Origin of the sequence: Exiguobacterium acetylicum DSM 20416, from assembly GCF_000702605.1 — a bacterium.
GTDB classification, from domain to species: Bacteria; Bacillota; Bacilli; order Exiguobacteriales; family Exiguobacteriaceae; genus Exiguobacterium_A; species Exiguobacterium_A acetylicum.
Genome location: NZ_JNIR01000001.1, coordinates 410889 through 431948 on the forward strand (window position 1 = coordinate 410889; position 21060 = coordinate 431948).

Below are 21060 nucleotides of genomic sequence, written 5' to 3' on the forward strand. Positions count from 1 at the left end.
AGGAGTGGCATCATGGCAATTATCTTATTCGATATTGACGGTACATTGATTGATTCAACGGAACAGATGACGGAAGCAATCCATCGGGCGATGGAGGACATGCCGCATCTTCCAAAACCTTCTCAAGCTAGTGTACAAGCAAGTTATGGGTTGGCGGGAAGTGCCTTTTGGCGTAAGGCGATTCCAGAGGCTTCAGAAGAGGATATTCGGTTAATCCGCAAAAAAAGACATGGTCATCTTGAAGCGACGATGGTGGAACAGAACGTCTTGTTCGACGGAATTCGAACCTTGTTAGAAGCGCTAGTGTCCGCGGGTCATACCATTTCAACAGCAAGTAATTGTGGCAATCACTATCTAAACCTTGTGCTGGATAGCCAGGATATTCGCTCGTTCTTCACGAGTCCGAAATGCTTGGAATCCGTCAATGGGAAAGAAAAGGCGGATATCTTGCGAGCGCACCGTGAGGAGTTTGGAGAAGCGACTTACTGGATGATCGGGGATCGGTCTTCCGATGTCGAAGCGGCTCGTAAGGAAAACATGCCCGTCGTCTTATGCCAATACGGTTTTGGTACACAATCCGAGTGGGATTCGGCGGACCATGTCATCGAGACACCGCTTGACTTACTGACAGTGATCAAATAAGTGCATCAAAAAGCCAAGCCGATCCGTCGATCTTTTAGACGGTCGGCTTGGCTTTTTTTGTGATGAAAGAATGACTAAAGATGAGCTTACTCAAAATCCAGTCGGTATGGTTCTGCACTCATCCATGGACGGAATCTCCGGAAGAGTAGGTGGAACAACAGACAAAGGATGACCGGCAAGACGATGAACAGCCCAAGAACGAATGTCATGTTAAACACTGTCCAGCCTCCCGACATCAGATGTAACGCGTTGATCGGACCGATTAGACCAGACATTCCGAATCCGGCACTGAACGGCGTACCTTGGACGCCGAGCATTCCTGCTAGTGCACCAAGTATTGCGGCACTACACATGACAGGAAGAATCATCAAGGGATTACGGATAAAGTTCGCCATCTGAATTTTAGGAGAACCAAGAAAGTGAGCAATCGACGTTCCACGTGAATTCGCTTGCCATCCGGCGATCGCAAGACCAAATCCAGCGGCACAGACGCCTAGGTTCGCAGCTCCGGCAGCAACACCCGATAAACTGATCGCTGTCGCAATGCCGACCGTTGAAAGTGGAGAGACGATGAGCACGGAAAAGGCGACGGCAATCAGAATACCCATTAAGACGGGTTGAAGTGCCGTAAAGTCTGAGATGACATGTCCGATCGCTGTCGTGATCCGTGTCACGAACGGATATGTCAATACACCGATTCCACCGGCTCCAACAATCAAAATCGTTGGCATGACAAGCACCGTGTACGTTTTGAAACGTTCACCGATCAATAAGACGATTGCCGTCGCAACAGCTGCCGTCAGACCAGCATTGATGACGTCTCCTGTACCGACGAAGACGAAGGTTGCATCTGCACGAGTCGCAACACCTGATCCAACGACTGTCGCGAGTCCAATCGACGTGGTCGCAATCGGTGTCACTTTAAATTGCATGGCTACGGCAACACCAATCACCATCGGCAAGAGGCGCATCGCGAGTGTTGTGGCATCTAAAACATGTTGGGCACCAGAGACGTATGGCAACAATGCCTTAGCGAGTTCACCGAGTAGTGCTCCTGGAATAAGGGCAACGAGAATTCCGATACTGAGTCCGTTTAAAACATGAACGGCAAATTGACGCGGCTGACGCAAAATAGATGAATCCATACAAGTCCTCTCCTTATGTAATGCTTTTATGCATAACAGTATAAAAGTTATGAATTGTGTTTTATCTTACGGCAAGCAAAGGCAGGCGTCAAGAAAAAGTTAGAAAATTCCAAACAAGCAAAGGATTCGTCTTTCAGAAACGGAATTGTTACAGTGAGGAAGTACATTGAAAGAGGAGGTCATGAATCATGTCAGAACAACGTATCGTATTAGCGGCACGACCAAACGGAAAACCAACAGGGGAAACATTCCGTTATGAATCATTTGAGTTAGCAGAGTTGAAGGAAGGGCAAGTCGCACTGGAGTCACTCTATATCTCGGTCGATCCATACATGCGGGGACGTATGAACGATGCGCGCTCTTACTCGCAACCGTTTGAGATTGATGAACCGATTCACGGTGGTGTCGTGGCGCGAGTCATTGAGTCTAAAAGTGAGGCACTCAAGTCAGGCGATGTCGTCGTCGGGATGCTCGATTGGGCAACAAAGGCAGTCGTCGATGCGAAAAGTGTCCGTAAAATCGATGAGCAGATTGCACCGATTTCAACAGCACTCGGTGTTCTCGGAATGACAGGGATGACGGCGTATTTCGGATTGCTTGATATCGGGAATCCACAATCAGGGGAAACGGTCGTCGTATCGGCAGCAGCAGGGGCTGTTGGATCGATCGTTGGTCAAATTGCTAAAATCAAAGGTGCTCGTGTCGTCGGAATCGCAGGAAGTGACGAAAAGCTACAACACTTAAAAGCAGATCTTGGTTTTGATGAAGTCATCAATTATAAAACGGAAGACATCGGGGGAGCGTTAGACCGGACATGTCCAAACGGCATCGATGTCTATTTTGAAAACGTCGGTGGTGAAATCGGTGATGCAGTCCTTGATCGACTCAATCCATTCGCGCGGGTACCGGTTTGTGGTGCCATTTCCGGTTATAATGCACAACAGGACATCGGTCCACGTGTTCAATCGAAATTAATCATCGCGCGTGCGCGCATGCAAGGTTTCCTAGTAGGTGACTATGGCAAACGATTCAAGGAAGCAGCTGAGCAACTTGGTCAATGGGTTAGTGAAGGGAAGTTACAATACGAAGAGACGATTTTTGAAGGATTCGATCGTGTACCAGATGCCTTCCTCGGATTATTTGATGGTTCGAACACAGGGAAACTATTAGTAAAAGTGAAGTAAATATGCCAAAAGAGGTTGCGGAATTATTTCCGCAACCTCTTTTTCTATGGCGTGAGATTCATGAATCTTTTCGATCGCGCTCGAGCTCTTCTGGATCAGGATCCGGATGTTGTGTTTCCGCAGGCTTGATTCCGGGATCTGATGTCTCAGCTGGATCAGGATCCGGGTGAAGACCAACGTCTGCCTTTTCATCTGGTAAATCATGATTTTTTTCGTTTAACATGTCCAGTCATCTCCTTTTATCAGTACGTAGTAATGTTTCCCCGTTTTTTAAATCCAAAACAATGAGAGTGCATAGGATTCGTTTTTGAAAACATGTGAATGACTTCCACGGACAAGAAAGCGAAAGTGGTCGATTTCCTAGGAAATACAGGTTGACTGAAATGGAATGTAAGGAAAATCCAAAAAAGCTTCATGAAGTCTTTACAAAAACCTTGCAAGTCCTTCAAGTAGCCTTTGAACTGCTTCCGTAGACTAAGAAAGAGTTGAAAAGAGGAAGGGTGTTTACGTGTGAGTGATCAAAAATGGAAACGACAAATCATGCAACAACTGAACTGGGTCCGCGAAGAGAAAAAACGACTAACAAGCGCGACGACCGCAAGTAAAGAGGCACTCGAAAAACTCCGTCAGTTAGAGGTCTTGCGACTGCCAACGGTTCGAACTTCTAATAAAACGACGACACGTTACCGACAAAATAGCCAAGCATCACTGCTGAATCAATTGGATGTCTCGGAGATTCCGGTCCGGACGACGACGCGTTATTATGAAAAGCGACCAATCGAGATGGCAATCGTCTGCTCGGAATTCATGTACGCCTATTATGAAGATGCCGTTCATCTCCACTACGTCAATGCGCACACATTCGAAGAAGTTTTCGAGCGCGAGATTGATCTCTTTTTAGTCGTCTCTTCATGGAAGGGGTTACGAGGAGACGATTGGAAAGGTGTCGCCACACCGAATTCAAAAAAACGCCAACGGTTGCTTTCAATGATGCAGGAAGTCAAAGCTAAAGGAATTCCAGTCGTCTTTCAATCGACGGAAGATCCGAGCAATCATGAACGGTTTCAAGACGTGGCTCAAGCTGCCGATTATGTCCTGACTTCAGATGAGGCAATGATTCCTGAATACCGCGTCTTATGTGGTCATGATCGGATCATGGCGATGCCGTTTGGTGTCAATCCATTGATTCACAATCCGATCGGAGCAACGCGTAGCCGAAAGAAGGGCGTTTTATTTGCCGGTAGCTGGATGGCGAAATATCCGGAGCGCGTTAAAGATACGGAGATGTTGTTTGATGGGGTGATGCAGTCTTCGCACGAACTCGATATCGTGGACCGGAATTATCATCTCGACTTACCGGCTTATCAGTTTCCGGAACGTTATCAATCACGGGTCGCACCAGCGATTCCTTATGATGCCTTACAACAAGTCAGTAAATGTTATGACTGGGTCTTGAACCTGAATAGCATCAAATACAGCAAAACGATGTGTGCCCGTCGCGTCTATGAATCGCAAGCACTCGGGAATCTAATCCTGTCGAATTACAGTATCGCCGTCAACAATGAGTTTCCGAACATCTTCACCGTGCATGACGCACAGGAGGCGACGGCAATCGTGGAACGTACGTCGCAAGAAGAAATCGAACGGTTACGAGCAGAAGGGCTTCGTGCCGTCATGACGGAACACACGGTCTTCGAACGGATAGATCAGATTCTAGCGTTCATTGGGCGAGTACCTGAGACACGGAAACATCGCTTATTGATCGTCGTTGCCCAAGACGGGGAAGCCATCCGTGACGTGATCAATCGCCAAAGTCTCACACCGGACGAAATCGTCTCTGCGGATGCGCTGACGGAGCAAACTTACAATCAAGCCGATCTCGTGGCTTGGATGGATGGGCAGGAATCCTACGGCGAATATTATCTTGAGGACCTCGTGAACGGTTTTAAATACAGTGATGCGAGCATCGTCCGAAAAGGAAGCGAGCATCCGTATCATCTACAAGAGATGAGCGGTAGCCGAAACGGTGCAATCGTCTGGCGGTCAGCTATCGGATATGACATGTTCCAGGCAGATGAACTGAACGGAAAAACGCTGTTGCTCGATCAATTTGAGTGGAACGAGCAGGCGGTAGCTCCGACGAATCAGACCCCGCAACTATCGGTCGTCGTTCCAATCTATAACAATGGAAAACACCTCACGTATAAATGTTTCGCTAGTCTTACACGGATGGATCGATTCATGGAGTCAGAGATTTTACTCGTAGATGATGGATCGACGGATATAGCGACACGTCAAGCGGTAGAGCGTCTCGCACGACGCCACGGAAATGTCAGAACCTATTTCTTCGAGACAGGTGGAAGCGGTAGTGCTTCACGTCCGCGTAACAAAGGTGTCGAGATGGCACGCGCTGACTACGTGACGTTCCTTGATCCGGATAACGAGGTACTCAGTGATCGCTATGCTTTTTTGCTTCAGGAACTAGAAAAAGATCCATCACTTGATTTTGTGGCAGGGCATATGAAAAAGCTGGCCGAGAAGACGAGTATCATCGCCTTACCGACGATTCGTAAACAGGGACGAACCGTTTGTGAGGATCCGAAAGCTTTTCTATTGAAACATCGGTTTGCGGTACAAAGCATTCAAGCACTCGTCGTCCGTCGTACTTTCCTGCTCGAACATCAATTGGAGCAGGTAGTCGGTGCAGTCGGACAGGACTCCTTGTTCTTCCAAGAATTGATGCTCCGTGCGAACCGTGTCTTACTCGTCAATCGGGTCATTCATTATTATTATGCGGCGGTTGCCGGATCGACCGTGAATGCCTTGACGGTGAAATTTTTTGAACGAAGTGTCGTCCGAGAGCGGGCACGAGCAGAAAAGTTCGCCCGTTATGGAGTGCTAGAGGAATATAAGCAAACACGATTCGAGCATTTCTTCGAGCATTGGTATCTCGTTAAATTGCGCTACTGCAGTGATAAGGATTTCGCACCGAGTGTCGCATTGTTACGTACGATCATTAGTTTCTATGAACCGATCACGTTGACGAATCCGTTGATCCGTCAATTCATGGAGCTTGCGGATCGACAGGAGACAGATCGGCTTCAACATCTATTACTCGAGGAGGTGCAGAAATGACGGCATCGATGAAAACAGCACGACCAAAAGATCAAATCCGGGCGGCCTATTACGATCAGTTAGGCGGTGGATTCGGTAAAAAAGTCCGCGCGCGTGTTCACTGGATCGTACGACAAGCAAAAGGGGAGCACATTTTAGATATCGGTTGTTCAGGCGGAGTCGTTCCAATTTTGCTTGGACGCGAAGGGAAACATGTCGTTGGGATCGATGTATTACCAGAAGCGATCATCGAAGCCAAACAAGCGTTGCTCGAGGAACCGACATCCGTTAAAGAAAAGGTGGAATTACATGAAGCGAATGTCATGACATACACACCTGATATTCAATTCGATACAGTCTTAATGACGGAAGTACTGGAACATATCGGGGAGCCGGAACGCTTCATCGCTCGTGCCGTCTCGTTCATCGCACCAGAAGGCCGACTTGTCATCACAGTCCCATTCGGAGTGAACGATTATGCAGATCATAAACGGACGTATTATTTAAATCGACTGCTTGAGCAATTGACACCTTTCGGTAAAATCGAAACGGTCGAGCGGATCGATAAGTGGCTTGGAATCACGATTCAAGTCTATCCGGAACTTCAATCTGGTCGATCGATTTTACCGGAGGAAGTTGAATGGCTAGAAGACGCCTTTGAAGAGGTGGAGCGATTGCATCTCGCAACGATCATTGACTTAAAACGCAAGCAACAGACTCTAGAACGAAAAGTTCAGCGGTTAGGGGAACAAACAGATGTATTAGAGCAGGCACAAGCAGAATCGTTACGTCAGGAACAGCAACTACAGGAACAGCGTGAACAATACAAGGTGCTTGAAGAACAATATGCCGCACTACTTGATCGATTCGAAGGGGCATTGGTAGCAAATCTGGAACTGCTGGAGGCGAATGCATCATGGAAATCAAAATACCGCTCACTCGCGCGATCAAAGCTCGGAAAAATCGTCGTCCGCTACTGGAAGTTCCGACGTCAACTCAAGCAGCGCCGGAGTCATCGATGAACGTCTTGATGATTTGTCAAAATTTTTATCCGGAAATCGGGAGTGCGGCAAACCGAATGAAGAATATCTTCAAGCGGATGGAACAAGCGGGAAGTGACGTCCATGTGCTGACATCAGAACCGCTCTATCCGACGGCAGAACTTTATACGGACTCAATGTTCTGGGATGAACCGAGCTTGGATACGGCACATGTAACCCGTATCCAACCGCGTGACATCCGGGCGACGAACAATTTATGGCGGCGCCTCCGCTTGTTTGTAGAACAATTCGTACTCGCTGTAAAAGAGGTGCGACACGATCCAAAATCCTACGCCTACATCTATGCGACGACACCATCCATCTTCATGGGACTCGTCGGGGTCGTCGCGAAACATGTCAAAAAAGCGCCATTGATTCTCGATGTACGCGATTTATGGCCGGAGTCGCTGATTGGCGTCGGCATCACGAATTCGCGTTTGTTATTGACTCCGCTCTACTGGCTTGAAAAGTGGATGTATCGTCAGGCGGATCAATTGGTCATTAATAGTGAAGGGTTTCGATCGTACATTGAAGGGCGTGGTATCGCACCGGAAAAAATTCATTACATTCCGAACTCGATCGAGGAAAACGAGTGGTTGATTAAACGGCGAAAAGTGTCGGAACAAGTGCGTGTCGTATATACAGGGAATATCGGACTCGCGCAAGATGTGTTCTTGTTGCTGGACGTCGCACAGGAACTTCAACAAGAGCAGGATATCTGCTTTCAAGTCGTCGGTTACGGTTATCACAAGCAAACGTTCGAACGACTCGTCAAGGAACGTGGATTGACGAACATCGAGTTTCTTGACGCGATGCCGCGTTGGGATGCGTTGAAACAACTGGCAAAGAGTGACATCGCCTTTGCGACACTCGTCGAAAGTACAGCATTCGATACGGTGACACCCGGTAAAATCATTGACTACATGGCAATGGGGTGTGCCATCGTCGGAGCGGTATCCGGACACGCAGCGCATGTCATTGAAGAGGCAGGAGCTGGTTATGTGTCTGTCCAGCGGAAAAAAGAGGAGATCGTCGATCATATTCTCGAGTTATCACGAAATCCAGAAAAACGTGCAGCGATGGGACGCGCAGGTGTGGCATACGTCCAACACCATTTTGATTGGGAACAAAATGAACAGCGCTTGTTCGACGCCATCGAACGAACACAGGCGCGAAAGGCGGTCGCAGAATGAAGCGCATTGGAATGTTTGTTTGGAATCCCTTTACGAATGACGCCCGAGTCTTACGTGAATGTACGGCACTCGTCGAAGCAGGGCACCGCGTGGACCTATACTGCCTAAATGACGGCACACTTCCAGAAGTCGAATACCCGATGTCAGGGTTTCGCGTCATTCGAATTGACCGGACGCCACCTTTTGCGAGGTGGCTCCCGTTCTTTCGTAAACGGAAAAAACGGACACTTGCTGTCGGTTTGATGGGTGCGCTTCTTGCGCCATGGCTCATTCCCGTGATGCTCGTGCTCTTTTTCCTCATGCGAAGTCGGTTCATCCGGTACGCCCTTTACAACAGTTTCGGCATTCTGCGTATGACACGAGCTGCTAGGAAGCACGATTATGACGTCATGCATGCGAACGATGTCAATACGTTACCACAAGCGATTGGGGCGGCCCGTGGGACGAAAATCGTCTATGATTCGCATGAAGTCCAGACCGATCGGACAGGATACGGCAGCATGCAAGGGAAATTAGAACGCTGGTTGCTTCACTTCGTCGACCAGACAATCGTTGAAAATGACACGCGTGCGGATTACCACCAGAAGTTATACGGAACACGACCGTCTGTCTTGCACAATTATCCGTTTTACGAACCGATTGTTCCGCAACCGCGACCGTTACGCGAAGAGTTAGCACTTGCTCAAGATGAGCCGATTTTGTTGTATCAAGGCGGAATCCAAGAAGGACGCGGACTGGAGCGACTCATTGAAGCGATGCCGTTCATCGATCGAGGAACATTGATTTTCGTCGGGGACGGAAAATTAAAAGGAAAACTGATGCAACTGGCTGCCCGATCATCGGAAAAGTCTCGCATTCGCTTCATTGAGAAGGTTCCGCTTGCTGAACTACCAAGTTACACGGCAGCGGCAACGGTCGGCTTTCAAGTCCTTCAGAACGTCTGTTTCAATCATTATTCTGCTTCTTCGAACAAACTATTCGAATACATGGCGGCGTTGATTCCTGTCATCGCAGCTGACTTACCAGAAATCCGTCGTGTCGTCGAAACAGAAGGAGTTGGATTAATCGTTGATGTCGAATCGCCGCAGAGTATTGCTACAGCAGTCAACCGTCTAGTGAAGGATGAGAGCTTGCGACGGGCGATGCAGGAACGAGCAAGCGTAGCAAGGACACAATACAACTGGGAGCAAGAAAAAGGTCGACTTCTTGCTGTCTATGACTCGATTTTCATGGAATCTGACGCAAAATAAGAGAAATAGTCAACGACTCGAAGGGAAATCCACGTGCAATGAAGGTGGATTCCTGACGAGTCGTTTTGTTTCATTCAAATAGATACGAAGGATTCGCGAAAGCTTCATAAGATTTACAAAAACAATAGAAAACGCTGGAAATGTAAGGTCTGTGAAGAATGGTTTAAGAGATGGTTAGAAGCATTGGAAAGCAAAGGAAATGTCGTTATGGTCTAGTTACAGCCAAGCCACAGACCGTTCGTTGGCTAGTATGACTAACTCGATGGAGGAATGACAAAATGAAACTTTGCACAATCGGACTAGGATATATTGGATTACCTTCTTCTGCGATGTTCGCGGATCATGGCACGGAAGTCGTAGGTGTCGACATCGATCCACAAATCGTCAATCTTCTGAACACGGGAACGATTCATATTGAAGAACCAGGACTCGAGGATGTCATCAAACGGGTCGTCGCAAACGGAAAATTCCGGGCGACACTTACACCAGAACGGGCAGATGTTTTCCTAATCGCCGTTCCGACACCGAACTTAAACGATACGTATAAATCATGTGATTTGAAATATGTTATTTCAGCGGTTAACAATATGCTACCATTCCTTGAAAAAGGGAATGTCGTCATCGTCGAATCGACGATTGCGCCACGTACGATGGATGACCATGTTCGTCCATTGATTGAAGAAGCCGGCTTTACGATCGGTGAAGACGTCTATGTCGTCCATTGCCCAGAACGTGTCTTGCCAGGACAAATCTTACATGAACTTATTCATAATAACCGCATCGTCGGTGGATTGACGCCAGCGTGTGCAGAGGCGGGCGCAGCCGTCTATGAAACATTCGTTCAAGGTGAAATCGTTCGGACAGACGCGAAGACAGCCGAAATGTCGAAGTTGATGGAGAATACGTTCCGCGATGTCAACATTGCTCTCGCAAATGAATTGACGCAGGTATGTCATCAGCTAGAGATCAACGTCTTAGATGTTATCGAGATGGCGAACATGCATCCACGGGTGAACTTACATCATCCAGGACCGGGCGTTGGTGGTCATTGTCTTGCGGTTGACCCTTACTTCATCGTCGCAAAAGCTCCATCGCTTGCACGCATCATTCATACAGCACGACAAACGAACGTTCAGATGCCACAATTCGTCGCTGAACAAGCAGCGCGTCTTGTTGGTTCACGTGTCCGTCCGAAGATCGCCGTCTTTGGTGTCACGTATAAAGGAAACGTCGACGACATGCGCGAGAGTCCAGCTGTCGAAGTCATTGAACAATTACTCGACCGTGGACTTGACGTCGCTGTCTGTGATCCGCACGTCGAACGCTCGATTTCGACACGTTTCGAACTCGTCGATGAGCTGGAAGCGATTCAAGGCGCTGATCTCGCACTCGTCCTAGTCGACCACGATGAATTCAAACAATTCGATTCACGTCGTCTCGCAAACTACATGCGGACACCGTTACTCTTTGATACGAAAGGGATCGTCAATGAGCTCGACGCTGTCAAAGTCCTGAACTTCGGTAATTTGCATACGCACCGCGTGACGGAAGTGGATGCGAAAGCGATATGAACGCGTTACGAACGATTGGGGGAGAGTTGAAGGATCATCTATATCTGATCTTTCGACTCTCGCTTTATGAAACAAAGAGTCAATATAGCATGCAATACCTTGGTTGGTTTTGGGAGATCATGACGCCGCTTCTCCAAATCGGTGTCTACTGGGTCGTATTCGGCTTCGGGATTCGTGGTGGGCATCCAGTCGATGGAATTCCGTTCGTCTTTTGGCTCGTCAGCGGATTGATTGCTTGGTTCTTTATCGGCAGTACGATTCCAAGTGGTTCCCGGTCGATTTATGGTCGAGTCGCGCTCGTCTCAAAGATGCATTTTCCATTGAGTACGATTCCAGCGTACGTCATCTTGGCGCAATTCTATCGCCACTTAGCGATGATTGCCTTAACGATCATTTTAGGATGTGCCTTCGGTTACTTTCCGGGATGGCATACGCTTGAACTCTTGTATATCGTACCGGCGGGTGTCGTGTTCCTCTATGCGGTCTCCTTATTGTTGTCCGCGCTTGCAACGATGATTCGAGACGTGCAAAACATGGTGACATCTGCCATTCGGATGTTGATGTATTTAACGCCAATCATGTGGATTCCGCCAGATCACTCGTTATTCAAGATGTTGTTGATGCTAAACCCACTCGTTTATTTGATTGAGGGGTATCGCTCAGCACTCATCGGAACGGGCTATCTGCTCGATCATATGTGGTATGGCGTGTACTTCTGGTGTATGACGCTCGCAATCTTACTTGTTGGAGCATCGATTCACATTCGATTCCGACGCTATTTCATCGATTACGTATAGGAGGGAGAACGATGGGTCATGTCGTGTTTGAGAATGTATCGAAACGGCACATGCTCTATGCCCGACCGATCGACAAGCTAAAAGAAGTGTTGTTCGGTAAGGTGAATGGAAAATCGTTTTATGCTCTGAAGAACGTCTCCTTTTCTGTGGAAGAGGGAGAAATCGTCGGTGTCGTTGGCATTAACGGAAGTGGGAAATCGACACTATCGCATCTGCTTGCTAACGTGACACCACCGACGTACGGTCGGGTCACGTTGGGTGGGAAGTCAGCCTTGATTGCCATCTCTAGTGGATTGAATAGTCAACTGACAGGGCGAGATAACATTGAATTAAAAGGGCTGATGATGGGCTTGACGAAACGCCAAATCGAGACGATTACTCCAGAAATTTTAGAGTTCGCTGATATTGGGGAGTTCATCGATCAGCCAGTCAAGACATACTCGAGCGGCATGCGAGCTCGGATTGGTTTTGCCATCTCGATTCATATTAATCCAGATATCTTGATCATCGACGAAGCGCTCTCAGTCGGAGACCAAACGTTTACTGAAAAGTGTCTCGATAAGATGCGTGAATTCCGCGATCAAGGGAAAACGATTTTTTTCGTCAGTCATTCGCTCAGTCAGGTAAAGAGTTTCTGTACAAAAATCCTTTGGTTGGAATACGGGGAAGTACGTCTATTTGGTCCGACGAACGAAACGTTGGCTGAATACAATAAATATCTATATTGGTACAAACAGTTATCAAAAAAGCAAGCCTCCCATTACGTAGCTAAGAAACGAACGGAACGGATCGGTTCCGTGGATCAACAGATGATGGGCGAGACGATTGAACGATCGTCATGAAATGAGATAGGGGATGAAGTAAATGAAACGTGTCATGCTTGTATTCGGAACACGACCAGAGGCGATCAAAATGGCGCCGGTCGTTAAAGCACTTGAAAATCGTCAGGACGTCGAACCAATCGTCGTCGTTACAGCACAACACCGAGAAATGCTCGATCAGGTCCTTGAACTATTCGAAATCACTCCGGACCATGACTTGGATTTGATGCGTCCGCGTCAGACGTTAGAGGAAATGACAGCGCGTATCCTAAACGCGATGCGTCGTGTCCTCGAAAAGGAACAGCCGGATCTCGTCCTTGTCCATGGGGATACGACGACGACGTTCGCTGCTTCTTTAGCGGCGTTCTATCAACAGATTCCAGTCGGTCATGTGGAAGCAGGACTACGGACATATGAAAAGTATGCGCCGTTCCCAGAAGAGATGAATCGTCAATTGACAGGTGTGCTGGCGGATTATCATTTTGCACCGACTGAACAGGCTGCCATGAACTTACGTGCTGAGAACAAGCAGACACCGATCATCGTAACCGGCAATACGGTCATCGATGCGTTGAAGACGACTGTATCATCGACATATACGCATCCTGTCCTAACACGCCTCGAGAAGTCGGGACGAAAACTTGTCTTGCTGACCGTTCATCGCCGTGAGAATCATTTACAACTGGCAACGATTTTTGATGCGATTGAACGGTTAGCAAATGATCATCCGGAAATCGAAATCGTCTATCCGGTTCATCCGAATCCGGTCGTACTAGAAGCGGCGGCTCGCCTGAAACATCATCCGCGGATTCAATTGATCGAACCACTTGATGTCTTTGATTTCCATAACCTTGCAGCGCGCGCTTCCTTCATCCTGACAGATTCAGGCGGGATTCAAGAAGAAGCACCTTCACTCGGTGTTCCCGTTCTTGTCTTACGGGAGACGACGGAACGACCTGAAGGCGTCGAAGCAGGAACCTTGAAACTGGTTGGTACGAATCCAGAGCGCATCTATGCGATGAGCCATCAATTATTGACGGACGAAGTGTTCTATCAATCGATGGCACAAGCGGCGAATCCTTATGGCGATGGACAGGCAGCAGAGCGAATCGTCGATGCGATCATGAGTGAGGTACCCGTATGAGTCAACGTATTCCTCCAGCGATTTATCAATTCTTTCCATTCGGAACGCAGGAAAAAATCTTGCTTGAGGATGCTACAGATGGTGTCTATTTTGATTTTCAAGAAGCGACGGCAGACGACAAATTGTACATTCAGTTGTTTGATCAAGGATTTCAACATCCGCCTTCAAAGTTATACCGAACAGACGCCACGATTACAGGAGATCTCATCGAGGTGACCTGTCATTTCGAAGTCGATGCACCGTGTGTCGTTCAGTTATTCAAGATGCAGTATGGACAGAAGAAACGGATGGGGTCGGAAACGGAAACCGTCACACTGATGAATGAAACAGTCGTTCAGGTACAGATGAAACGAGTACCAGGAGCGAAGTATTTCAAAGTGGCATGGAAGTTCTTGCAAGAGGGGAGCTTCCGGGTCCATCTCCGGGACATTCAGATTGTGCAGCATGTCACGGCAGGGGAGGAAGCGACGTATGCTATTTAGTTCGACGATATTCTTATTTCTGTTCTTACCGACTGTCTTGATCGTCTATTACCTACTACCACGTAGCTTCCGAAATGGTTGGCTGCTAGTGACGAGTCTATTCTTTTATGCATTCGGAGAACCGCGTTTTGCATTGCTGATGCTACTGAGCGTCACGATCAACTACTTCTTCGCCTTGTTCGTCGATCTGTATCGACAGCGAATCGGCGTCAAATGGATCATGTTTAGTATGATTGCAGTCAATTTAGGATTACTCGGCTGGTTCAAGTACAGCGGATTTTTCGTTCGTTCGGTCAACGAGACATTCGGATTAGGATGGTTCGTACCAGAAGTCGTCTTGCCACTCGGTATCTCGTTCTATACGTTTCATGCGATGAGTTATGTCATCGACATCTATAAAGGGAAGGAAGCGGTGCAAAAGAATCCGCTTGACCTCGCCCTTTATATCGCGTTCTTCCCCCAACTCGTCGCGGGTCCGATCGTTCGTTATAACACGATTGCGAGTCAAATCGAATCACGAGAAGAGACAGTTTCCGATTTTGCCCGAGGGGTTCGTCGGTTTACGATCGGCTTAGCTAAAAAACTGATTCTTGCCAATGGATGTGGTCAGGTCGCGGATGCCATCTTCAATATGAAAGATCTCTCGATGGGGCTTGCTTGGATTGGCATTATCGCCTACGCCTTACAAATCTATTTCGATTTTTCAGGATATAGTGATATGGCGATTGGACTAGCTTTGATGTTTGGATTTCATTTTCTTGAGAATTTTAACTATCCCTACATTTCAAAGTCCGTTTCTGAATTTTGGCGTCGTTGGCATATTTCGCTCGGATCGTGGTTCCGGGATTATGTCTACATCCCGCTTGGTGGAAATCGTGTCTCACCGTGGTTACAGTATCGCAACTTAGCAATTGTCTGGATGCTGACGGGTCTTTGGCATGGTGCTAGTTGGACGTTCGTCGCGTGGGGAGCGTATTACGGAATCTGGATCATGCTCGAGAAAGCATTTCTCGGGAAATGGTTGGAGAAAACGCCAGTCTTCTCGACCGTTTGGACACTCGTACTCGTGTTGGTCGGTTGGGTATTCTTCCGTTCCGAGACGTTCCCGGAAGCCGTTACGTACATTCAAGCGATGTTCGTACCAGATGTGATCTGGGATGAACGCGCGAGCTACCAGCTTGTCCAAAATGGTGTTCTACTGCTTGTCGCGTGCATCGCAGCGACACCGATTCCGAAAATCATCGGAGAGCGATTAGTTGTGTCACTCGGAAGAATTGGTACGACGATGCAGTATGGATATGCGATGTTGCTACTATTTTTGGCGACATCAGCACTTGTTGCAAGTACGTTTAATCCATTCATCTATTTCCGCTTCTAAAAAGGAGGTCTACTGATGGCACAGCCACTTGAAACAGAAAATAAGCAGGGACAAAAACGGACGACTTCTTTTGAACGGATCATGATGTGGGTGACGACGATCAGTTTTTTACTCATCTTGTTAACGATTGGTATTGGTACGATCGTCCGAGAAGACCGTGTGCGTTCTCAGCTAGAAAATCGTACACTCGCACAATCGGTCGATCCGACGATCGAAGGAATCGCGACTGGAAAAGACATGCTGAAGATGGAGACGTATTTCACGGACCAACTACTTTTGCGAGGGACGTTCGTTGAGATGCAGGCGCTACTATCGAAGGATGTCTTCAGACAGCCTTTTCGTAATGGAATTTATACAGCTAAAAATGGCTATATGATCGAACCGAGTGCCTCGACTCAAGTCCAGATTCCAAACGCGTTTCAGCAATTCGTGCAAGAAGTCGATCGACCCGTCTATATGGCGCTAGCTCCATCGAAGACGGTCATTGCTGAACGCGATCAGTTGATCCCATCGTATGTTGCTTCGAATGCACGGACACGTTACGCAGGAATGATTCGTGACTTCAAGGCTGCGGGGATGACGAATTTGTCACTTGATCAATTAAAACTAACGGACTACTTCAAGACGGACCATCACTGGAATATCGACGGAGCAGCGTCAGCATATCAGACGATTACGAAGGGGATGGACTTACGACCAGTCATGCCATCAAAAGCAAATCGTAAAGAAGATGAGCATGCCTATTATGGTTCATTAGCGCGAAAGACGACGCTTGCGTATGCGACGTCTGGTGATCAGTTAGCCTATTATGAACCAGCATTTTTCAAAGGAATCAATGTCTGTTACGACGGTGCATGCGATCGCCCAGTCATTGATGAATCCTTCGTTCAGCAAGAGGGAGATTACGTCGATCGGTATGAAGTATTCTTGCGCGGGAATCATGGCATCATGTCGATGAAGGAGCAGACGAAGAATGATCGACCAACGATTCTCGTCTTAAAGGATTCATTCGCGAATCCAGTCTTACCGTTCCTTGCTAAAAGTGCCAATCTCGAAGTCGTCGACGTTCGTTACGTCCCAAAATCATTCGATGTGTCGCAGTTCGCTAAACAAAAACAAGTCGACTCCGTGTTGTTCCTGCATAACTCGAACATTGCTGGATTGATGAAGACGTATGAAAACACACTATGAAGGAGTTCATGACATGAGATCCCGAATGGCGAAAAGAAAACCACGCCTTGTTTGGCGCGTATTGAGTGCGCTCCTACTAGGATTCGTTCTGATTGCTAGTGCATCAGCTGGTTTAGCTTTTTTAAAAGTGAAGCAAACGGCAGACGCGTTCTTAACACCGTTAGATGGAGAGCAACCTAAGCCACTCGAATCGATGAAGCCGGTTAATGTCTTGTTACTGGGCGTGGATGAACGGAAAAATGATAAGGGACGTGCCGATGCCATCATGCTTCTTTCATTCAATCCAAAAACAAAACAAGCGACTTCCCTGTCCATTCCAAGAGATATGCAGGTAACCGTGCCGTCTGGCGAAAAGACTAAAATCAATCATACCTATGCCTATGGGGGGGGTGAAAGAGACAGTCGAAACGGTGGAGCAGACGTTTGAGACCGATATTCCTTATTATGCGAAAATCAACATGGATGGATTGATTGAGTTGGTCGATGCTGTTGGGGGTGTCACGGTCGACAATCCATCTGCCTTTAGTTGGAACGACCGTCGTCTTCAAAAGGAGTATGATAAAGGGAAAATTCATCTGACGGGTCTTGAAGCGAGTGGTTATGCTCGGATGCGAAAGCAAGATCCACTCGGCGATATGGGTCGACAAATTCGTCAGCGTCAAGTGCTAGAAGCAGTCGGAATGAAGCTTGCTGGACCACAGTTGTTGACGCAACTCGAAAAGATCACGGATGTCATGAAAAACAACTTTACGACGAATATCGGACTTGATGTCGCAACGCAGCTAGCACAGGAGAATCAGCGTGGGTTCGAACAATTGAAGCCGCTGAAAATCGAGGGAGAAGGATATATCGCAAGTGATGGTGTCTGGTATTTCTTTGCATCGGACGAATCAATGGAACAGACGAAGCAGACGATCGCTAAACTTCTCGCACGATCATAAGTCATAATTAGTATTACCATCAAATAAACAAGGTTGAGCGTCTCTAGCAAATGATTGTGGAGGCGCTTTTTCCTATCTTTCTCTTAAGTAACGCATCATTCTTTTTGAAAAAAGTGCTTGGTTCAAAAGTCTTATTTTCGATCAAATCGATGAAATAGGCTTTGACAGGACTTGTAAACGGATGCAAAATGAAAACGATTACATACCAAAAGGAGATGGCTACCGTATGAAACGCATGAGATTCGTTTGTATCGTTGCGTTAACGTTTGCACTGATATTTAGTGGACTCTCTTTATCCGGTCAAGCACTGGAAAAAGGGAAGTCGACATTGGTCATCATTCACTACAAGGAAGACCCGAATGCCACAAAAGATTGGAATCTATGGTTATGGGCAAATGGGCCGGATTATTTTCCGAATAAAGCCCACGCTTTTAACGGTGAGGATGCTTACGGAAAAATCGCAGCTTATGAATTTCCAGTTGATCAGCCGGAAAAAATCGGCTTCATCGTTCGAGATGACAACTGGAACAAGGATGGGGGATCTGAGAATGATCGCTTCATTACGAAAGACATGATTAAAAATGGTGTTGCTGAAATTTGGATCGAGTCGGGAAGCAAGGACATCTCGACAGTCAATCCAAGCAATGGAGCAGATGTCGAAAAAATTGATGCGAACATCCACTATTACCGGTATGACAATGATTACGAAAAGTACGGTGTCTGGTCTTGGCCGGAAGAGCAAGATGGCAAGCGTTTCGAGTTCGATCAGCAGGATGAGTTCGGTACCATTGCCAAGGTAACGCTCGATAACCCAACGAAAGCACGTCTTGCAGGCGTCATTCCTCATCTTGAGGGTTGGTCGGAAAAAGACGGAGCTGATCGTTTCTTTTATGCAGGGGCGAAAGACATCTGGTTGATTGAAGGGGATCAGACGGTATACTACAGCAAACCGGAAATTGATCGCACACCGAAAATCACAAGCTTTTTAGCAGATGACTTCCGGACGATGACATTAAAAACGAATGCACCGCTGACGGAAGAAGACTTAAAGGCATTTACGTTTGAAGGCGTGACGAATCCAGTCGTGTCAGCAATCGATGCCAAAACGGTAAAAGTCGAAGTCACTTTAGATATCGATTTAGCAAAAGTCGTCCGAGCATCTCATCCTGTTTTTGGAGAAGCAATTCTTGAAGCAGGTAAAGTGCTCCGTTCGAAAGCATTCGACCAAAAGTATGCCTACGATGGAAAACTCGGTGTCGACTATCAAAAATCGAAGACGACGTTTAAAGTCTGGGCACCGACAGCACAAGCCGTCGAGCTCGAATTGTATCGCTTACCAAAACAAGAAGCTGCTACGACAAAAGATATCACGCGCGAAATCAAGATGGAACGAACGGATCGTGGTGTGTATCAAGTAACAGTCAAGGGCGATCTTGACGGTGTCGGATACACATACGAAGTCAAACACGCCAAAGAATCAACGCGTGCTGTTGATCCGTATGCGACAGCAGTCGCCGTCAATGGCGACCAAGGTGTCGTCGTCGACTTACGCGAGACGGATCCAAAACGCTGGACGAATGGGAAAATGCCACTTCGCCATACGACAGACGCGATCATCTATGAATCACACGTCCGTGATTTATCGATGTTTGATGTGACGAATTCAGGTTACGATTCAGGCATCAAACAAAAAGGGAAGTACCTTGGCGTCATCGAGCCAGGTACGCGTTTGACGAAGGATGGTAAGAAAACGAAGACGAAGACGGGGCTTGATCATCTGAAGGAACTTGGCATCGCGCACGTTCAGTTCATTCCAGTCTATGATTTCAACACAGCGTCCGTCGATGAGACGAACCCGCTTAAATCGTATAACTGGGGTTATGATCCGAAGAACTATAACGCACCAGAAGGATCGTATGCGACAAACCCCTATGATCCAAAAGTCCGAATCACAGAAATGAAGCAGATGATTCAAGGACTACATGACAATGGACTTCGTGCTGTCATGGACGTCGTTTACAACCACATGTTTGACGCAAAGGCATCAAACCTTGATAAAATCGTCCCTGGTTATTACTACCGTTATACAGAAGGCGGCGATTTAGCGAACGGAACTGGTGTCGGAAACGATACAGCATCTGAGCGTCAAATGATGCACAAATTGATCGTTGACTCTGTCTCATACTGGGCGAAAGAATACCACTGGGACGGATTCCGCTTTGACTTAATGGGCATTCACGACGTCAAGACGATGAATGCTGTCAAACAGGCGACAAAACGAATTGATCCGTCGATTCTTGTATTCGGAGAAGGGTGGAGCCTTGGAACACCGCTTCCGGAGACGGATAAGGCAAACCAAACGAATACAAAACAAATGCCAGGAATCGGACATTTCAATGACAATCTACGCGATGCGCTCAAAGGTAGCGTCTTCATCGATTCAGATGCTGGTTTCATTAACGGAACAACGGGTCTTGAAACGCGCATCAAACGCGGAATCGTCGGAGAAATTGCTTATGACAAAGAGATTCAAGGATTTACGCAAGAACCAGATCAAGCCATCACTTACGTTGAAGCACATGACAACCATACGCTCTGGGATAAGTTGAACCTGACGAATCCGCAAGACAATGACGCAACGAAGACAAAGATGCATCGTTTGGCTTCAAGCATCTTGTTGACGTCACAAGGAACGACGTTCATCCATGCAGGACAGGACTTCATGCGGACGAAGGGCGGCGACCATAACTCATATAAATCACCGGATTCTGTCAACCAGCTCGACTGGAAACGGAAGATGGACCGTCAACAAGACGTTGATTATATGACAGGATTGATCGAGTTACGCAAAAAGAATCCAGTACTTCATTTAGCAACAGCAAAAGACATTCGTCGTTACCTGACGTTTGAAGCAGCACCGGCACGAGTCATCGCCTATCGATTAGATGATGCTGCGCCACAACAAAAGGATGATCTCTACGTCATTCATAATGCGAATCGAACAGCAGTCGACATGAAGCTACCTACAGGGAAATGGAAGTTGCTTGTAGACGGTAAACAAGCAGGAACCAAAGCAATCCGTAACGTATCAGGTACGGTTCGTGTCGAAGGACTTAGCTCATTCGTCTTATCAAAATAAGTGAACAGATAAAAAAGGACGTTCCGCA

General features: G+C 47.3%; 17 protein-coding genes and 1 pseudogene. 16 read left to right on the forward strand and 2 right to left on the reverse strand.

All coding sequences use genetic code 11. The annotated features are described in order from the left end of the window. The first annotated feature begins 12 nt into the window (after positions 1-12). Positions 13-642 (forward strand): HAD family hydrolase, encoded by a 630-nt coding sequence (locus tag P401_RS0102090; RefSeq protein WP_029341014.1) that lies wholly within the window; start codon positions 13-15, stop codon positions 640-642. An 86-nt stretch (positions 643-728) separates the two neighbouring features. Here the strand turns inward: P401_RS0102090 and P401_RS0102095 are convergent, their stop codons facing one another. Next, on the reverse strand, positions 729-1787 hold the full coding sequence (locus P401_RS0102095; RefSeq protein ID WP_029341015.1) for a PTS transporter subunit IIC: 1059 nt from the start codon (positions 1785-1787) through the stop codon (positions 729-731). A gap of 188 nt (positions 1788-1975) precedes the next feature. Between P401_RS0102095 and P401_RS0102100 the strand changes: the two genes are divergently transcribed. Next, positions 1976-2971: an NADP-dependent oxidoreductase gene (locus P401_RS0102100; RefSeq protein WP_029341016.1), complete on the forward strand. Its 996-nt coding sequence runs from the start codon at positions 1976-1978 to the stop codon at positions 2969-2971. Positions 2972-3029: 58 nt separating this feature from the next. On the opposite strand, the gene P401_RS18660 is transcribed toward P401_RS0102100, so the two are convergent. Next, positions 3030-3194, reverse strand: a complete 165-nt coding sequence (locus P401_RS18660) for a hypothetical protein (protein ID WP_023467459.1) — start codon at positions 3192-3194, stop codon at positions 3030-3032. 287 nt (positions 3195-3481) lie between these two features. On the opposite strand from P401_RS18660, the gene P401_RS0102110 reads away from it, so the two are divergent. The 14 genes and pseudogenes from P401_RS0102110 to pulA all read left to right on the forward strand — a co-directional run bounded on the left by P401_RS0102110 (position 3482) and on the right by pulA (position 21032). Then, on the forward strand, positions 3482-6106 hold the full coding sequence (locus P401_RS0102110) for a glycosyltransferase (protein WP_029341017.1): 2625 nt from the start codon (positions 3482-3484) through the stop codon (positions 6104-6106). After that, positions 6103-7107, forward strand: coding sequence for a class I SAM-dependent methyltransferase (locus P401_RS0102115; RefSeq protein WP_029341018.1), 1005 nt, complete (start codon positions 6103-6105; stop codon positions 7105-7107). Before P401_RS0102110 ends, P401_RS0102115 begins: the two co-directional genes overlap by 4 nt. After that, positions 7002-8318 (forward strand): glycosyltransferase family 4 protein, encoded by a 1317-nt coding sequence (locus P401_RS0102120; protein ID WP_235609859.1) that lies wholly within the window; start codon positions 7002-7004, stop codon positions 8316-8318. The genes P401_RS0102115 and P401_RS0102120 overlap by 106 nt, the downstream gene beginning before the upstream one ends. Then, entirely contained in the window at positions 8315-9568 is a 1254-nt protein-coding gene (locus tag P401_RS0102125; protein WP_029341020.1) for a glycosyltransferase, read from the forward strand. The genes P401_RS0102120 and P401_RS0102125 overlap by 4 nt, the downstream gene beginning before the upstream one ends. Before the next feature lie 278 nt (positions 9569-9846). Next, positions 9847-11139, forward strand: a complete 1293-nt coding sequence (locus P401_RS0102130) for a nucleotide sugar dehydrogenase (RefSeq protein ID WP_029341021.1) — start codon at positions 9847-9849, stop codon at positions 11137-11139. Then, entirely contained in the window at positions 11136-11936 is an 801-nt protein-coding gene (locus tag P401_RS0102135) for an ABC transporter permease (protein ID WP_029341022.1), read from the forward strand. Before P401_RS0102130 ends, P401_RS0102135 begins: the two co-directional genes overlap by 4 nt. Positions 11937-11947: 11 nt before the next feature. Continuing rightward, positions 11948-12688: pseudogene (locus P401_RS0102140) on the forward strand (ABC transporter ATP-binding protein); the annotation flags it as partial. Positions 12689-12800: 112 nt separating this feature from the next. Further along, positions 12801-13901, forward strand: coding sequence for a non-hydrolyzing UDP-N-acetylglucosamine 2-epimerase (gene wecB / locus P401_RS0102145; RefSeq protein ID WP_029341024.1), 1101 nt, complete (start codon positions 12801-12803; stop codon positions 13899-13901). Then, positions 13898-14383, forward strand: a complete 486-nt coding sequence (locus P401_RS0102150; protein WP_029341025.1) for a hypothetical protein — start codon at positions 13898-13900, stop codon at positions 14381-14383. The genes wecB and P401_RS0102150 overlap by 4 nt, the downstream gene beginning before the upstream one ends. Then, a complete protein-coding gene (locus P401_RS0102155; protein ID WP_029341026.1) occupies positions 14373-15761 on the forward strand; it encodes an MBOAT family O-acyltransferase in 1389 nt (462 codons plus the stop codon). The genes P401_RS0102150 and P401_RS0102155 overlap by 11 nt, the downstream gene beginning before the upstream one ends. A gap of 15 nt (positions 15762-15776) precedes the next feature. Next, the gene (locus P401_RS0102160) at positions 15777-16952 is read left to right on the forward strand and encodes a DHHW family protein (RefSeq protein ID WP_029341027.1); all 1176 of its coding nucleotides are present in this window, start codon (positions 15777-15779) and stop codon (positions 16950-16952) included. A 13-nt stretch (positions 16953-16965) separates the two neighbouring features. After that, complete coding sequence (locus tag P401_RS19050) at positions 16966-17379, forward strand: LCP family glycopolymer transferase (RefSeq protein ID WP_268871232.1); 414 nt, start codon at positions 16966-16968, stop codon at positions 17377-17379. After that, entirely contained in the window at positions 17342-17893 is a 552-nt protein-coding gene (locus P401_RS17440) for an LCP family protein (protein WP_268871233.1), read from the forward strand. The genes P401_RS19050 and P401_RS17440 overlap by 38 nt, the downstream gene beginning before the upstream one ends. A 226-nt stretch (positions 17894-18119) precedes the next feature. Continuing rightward, positions 18120-21032: a type I pullulanase gene (gene pulA / locus P401_RS0102170; protein ID WP_029341028.1), complete on the forward strand. Its 2913-nt coding sequence runs from the start codon at positions 18120-18122 to the stop codon at positions 21030-21032. Positions 21033-21060: the final 28 nt, after the last annotated feature.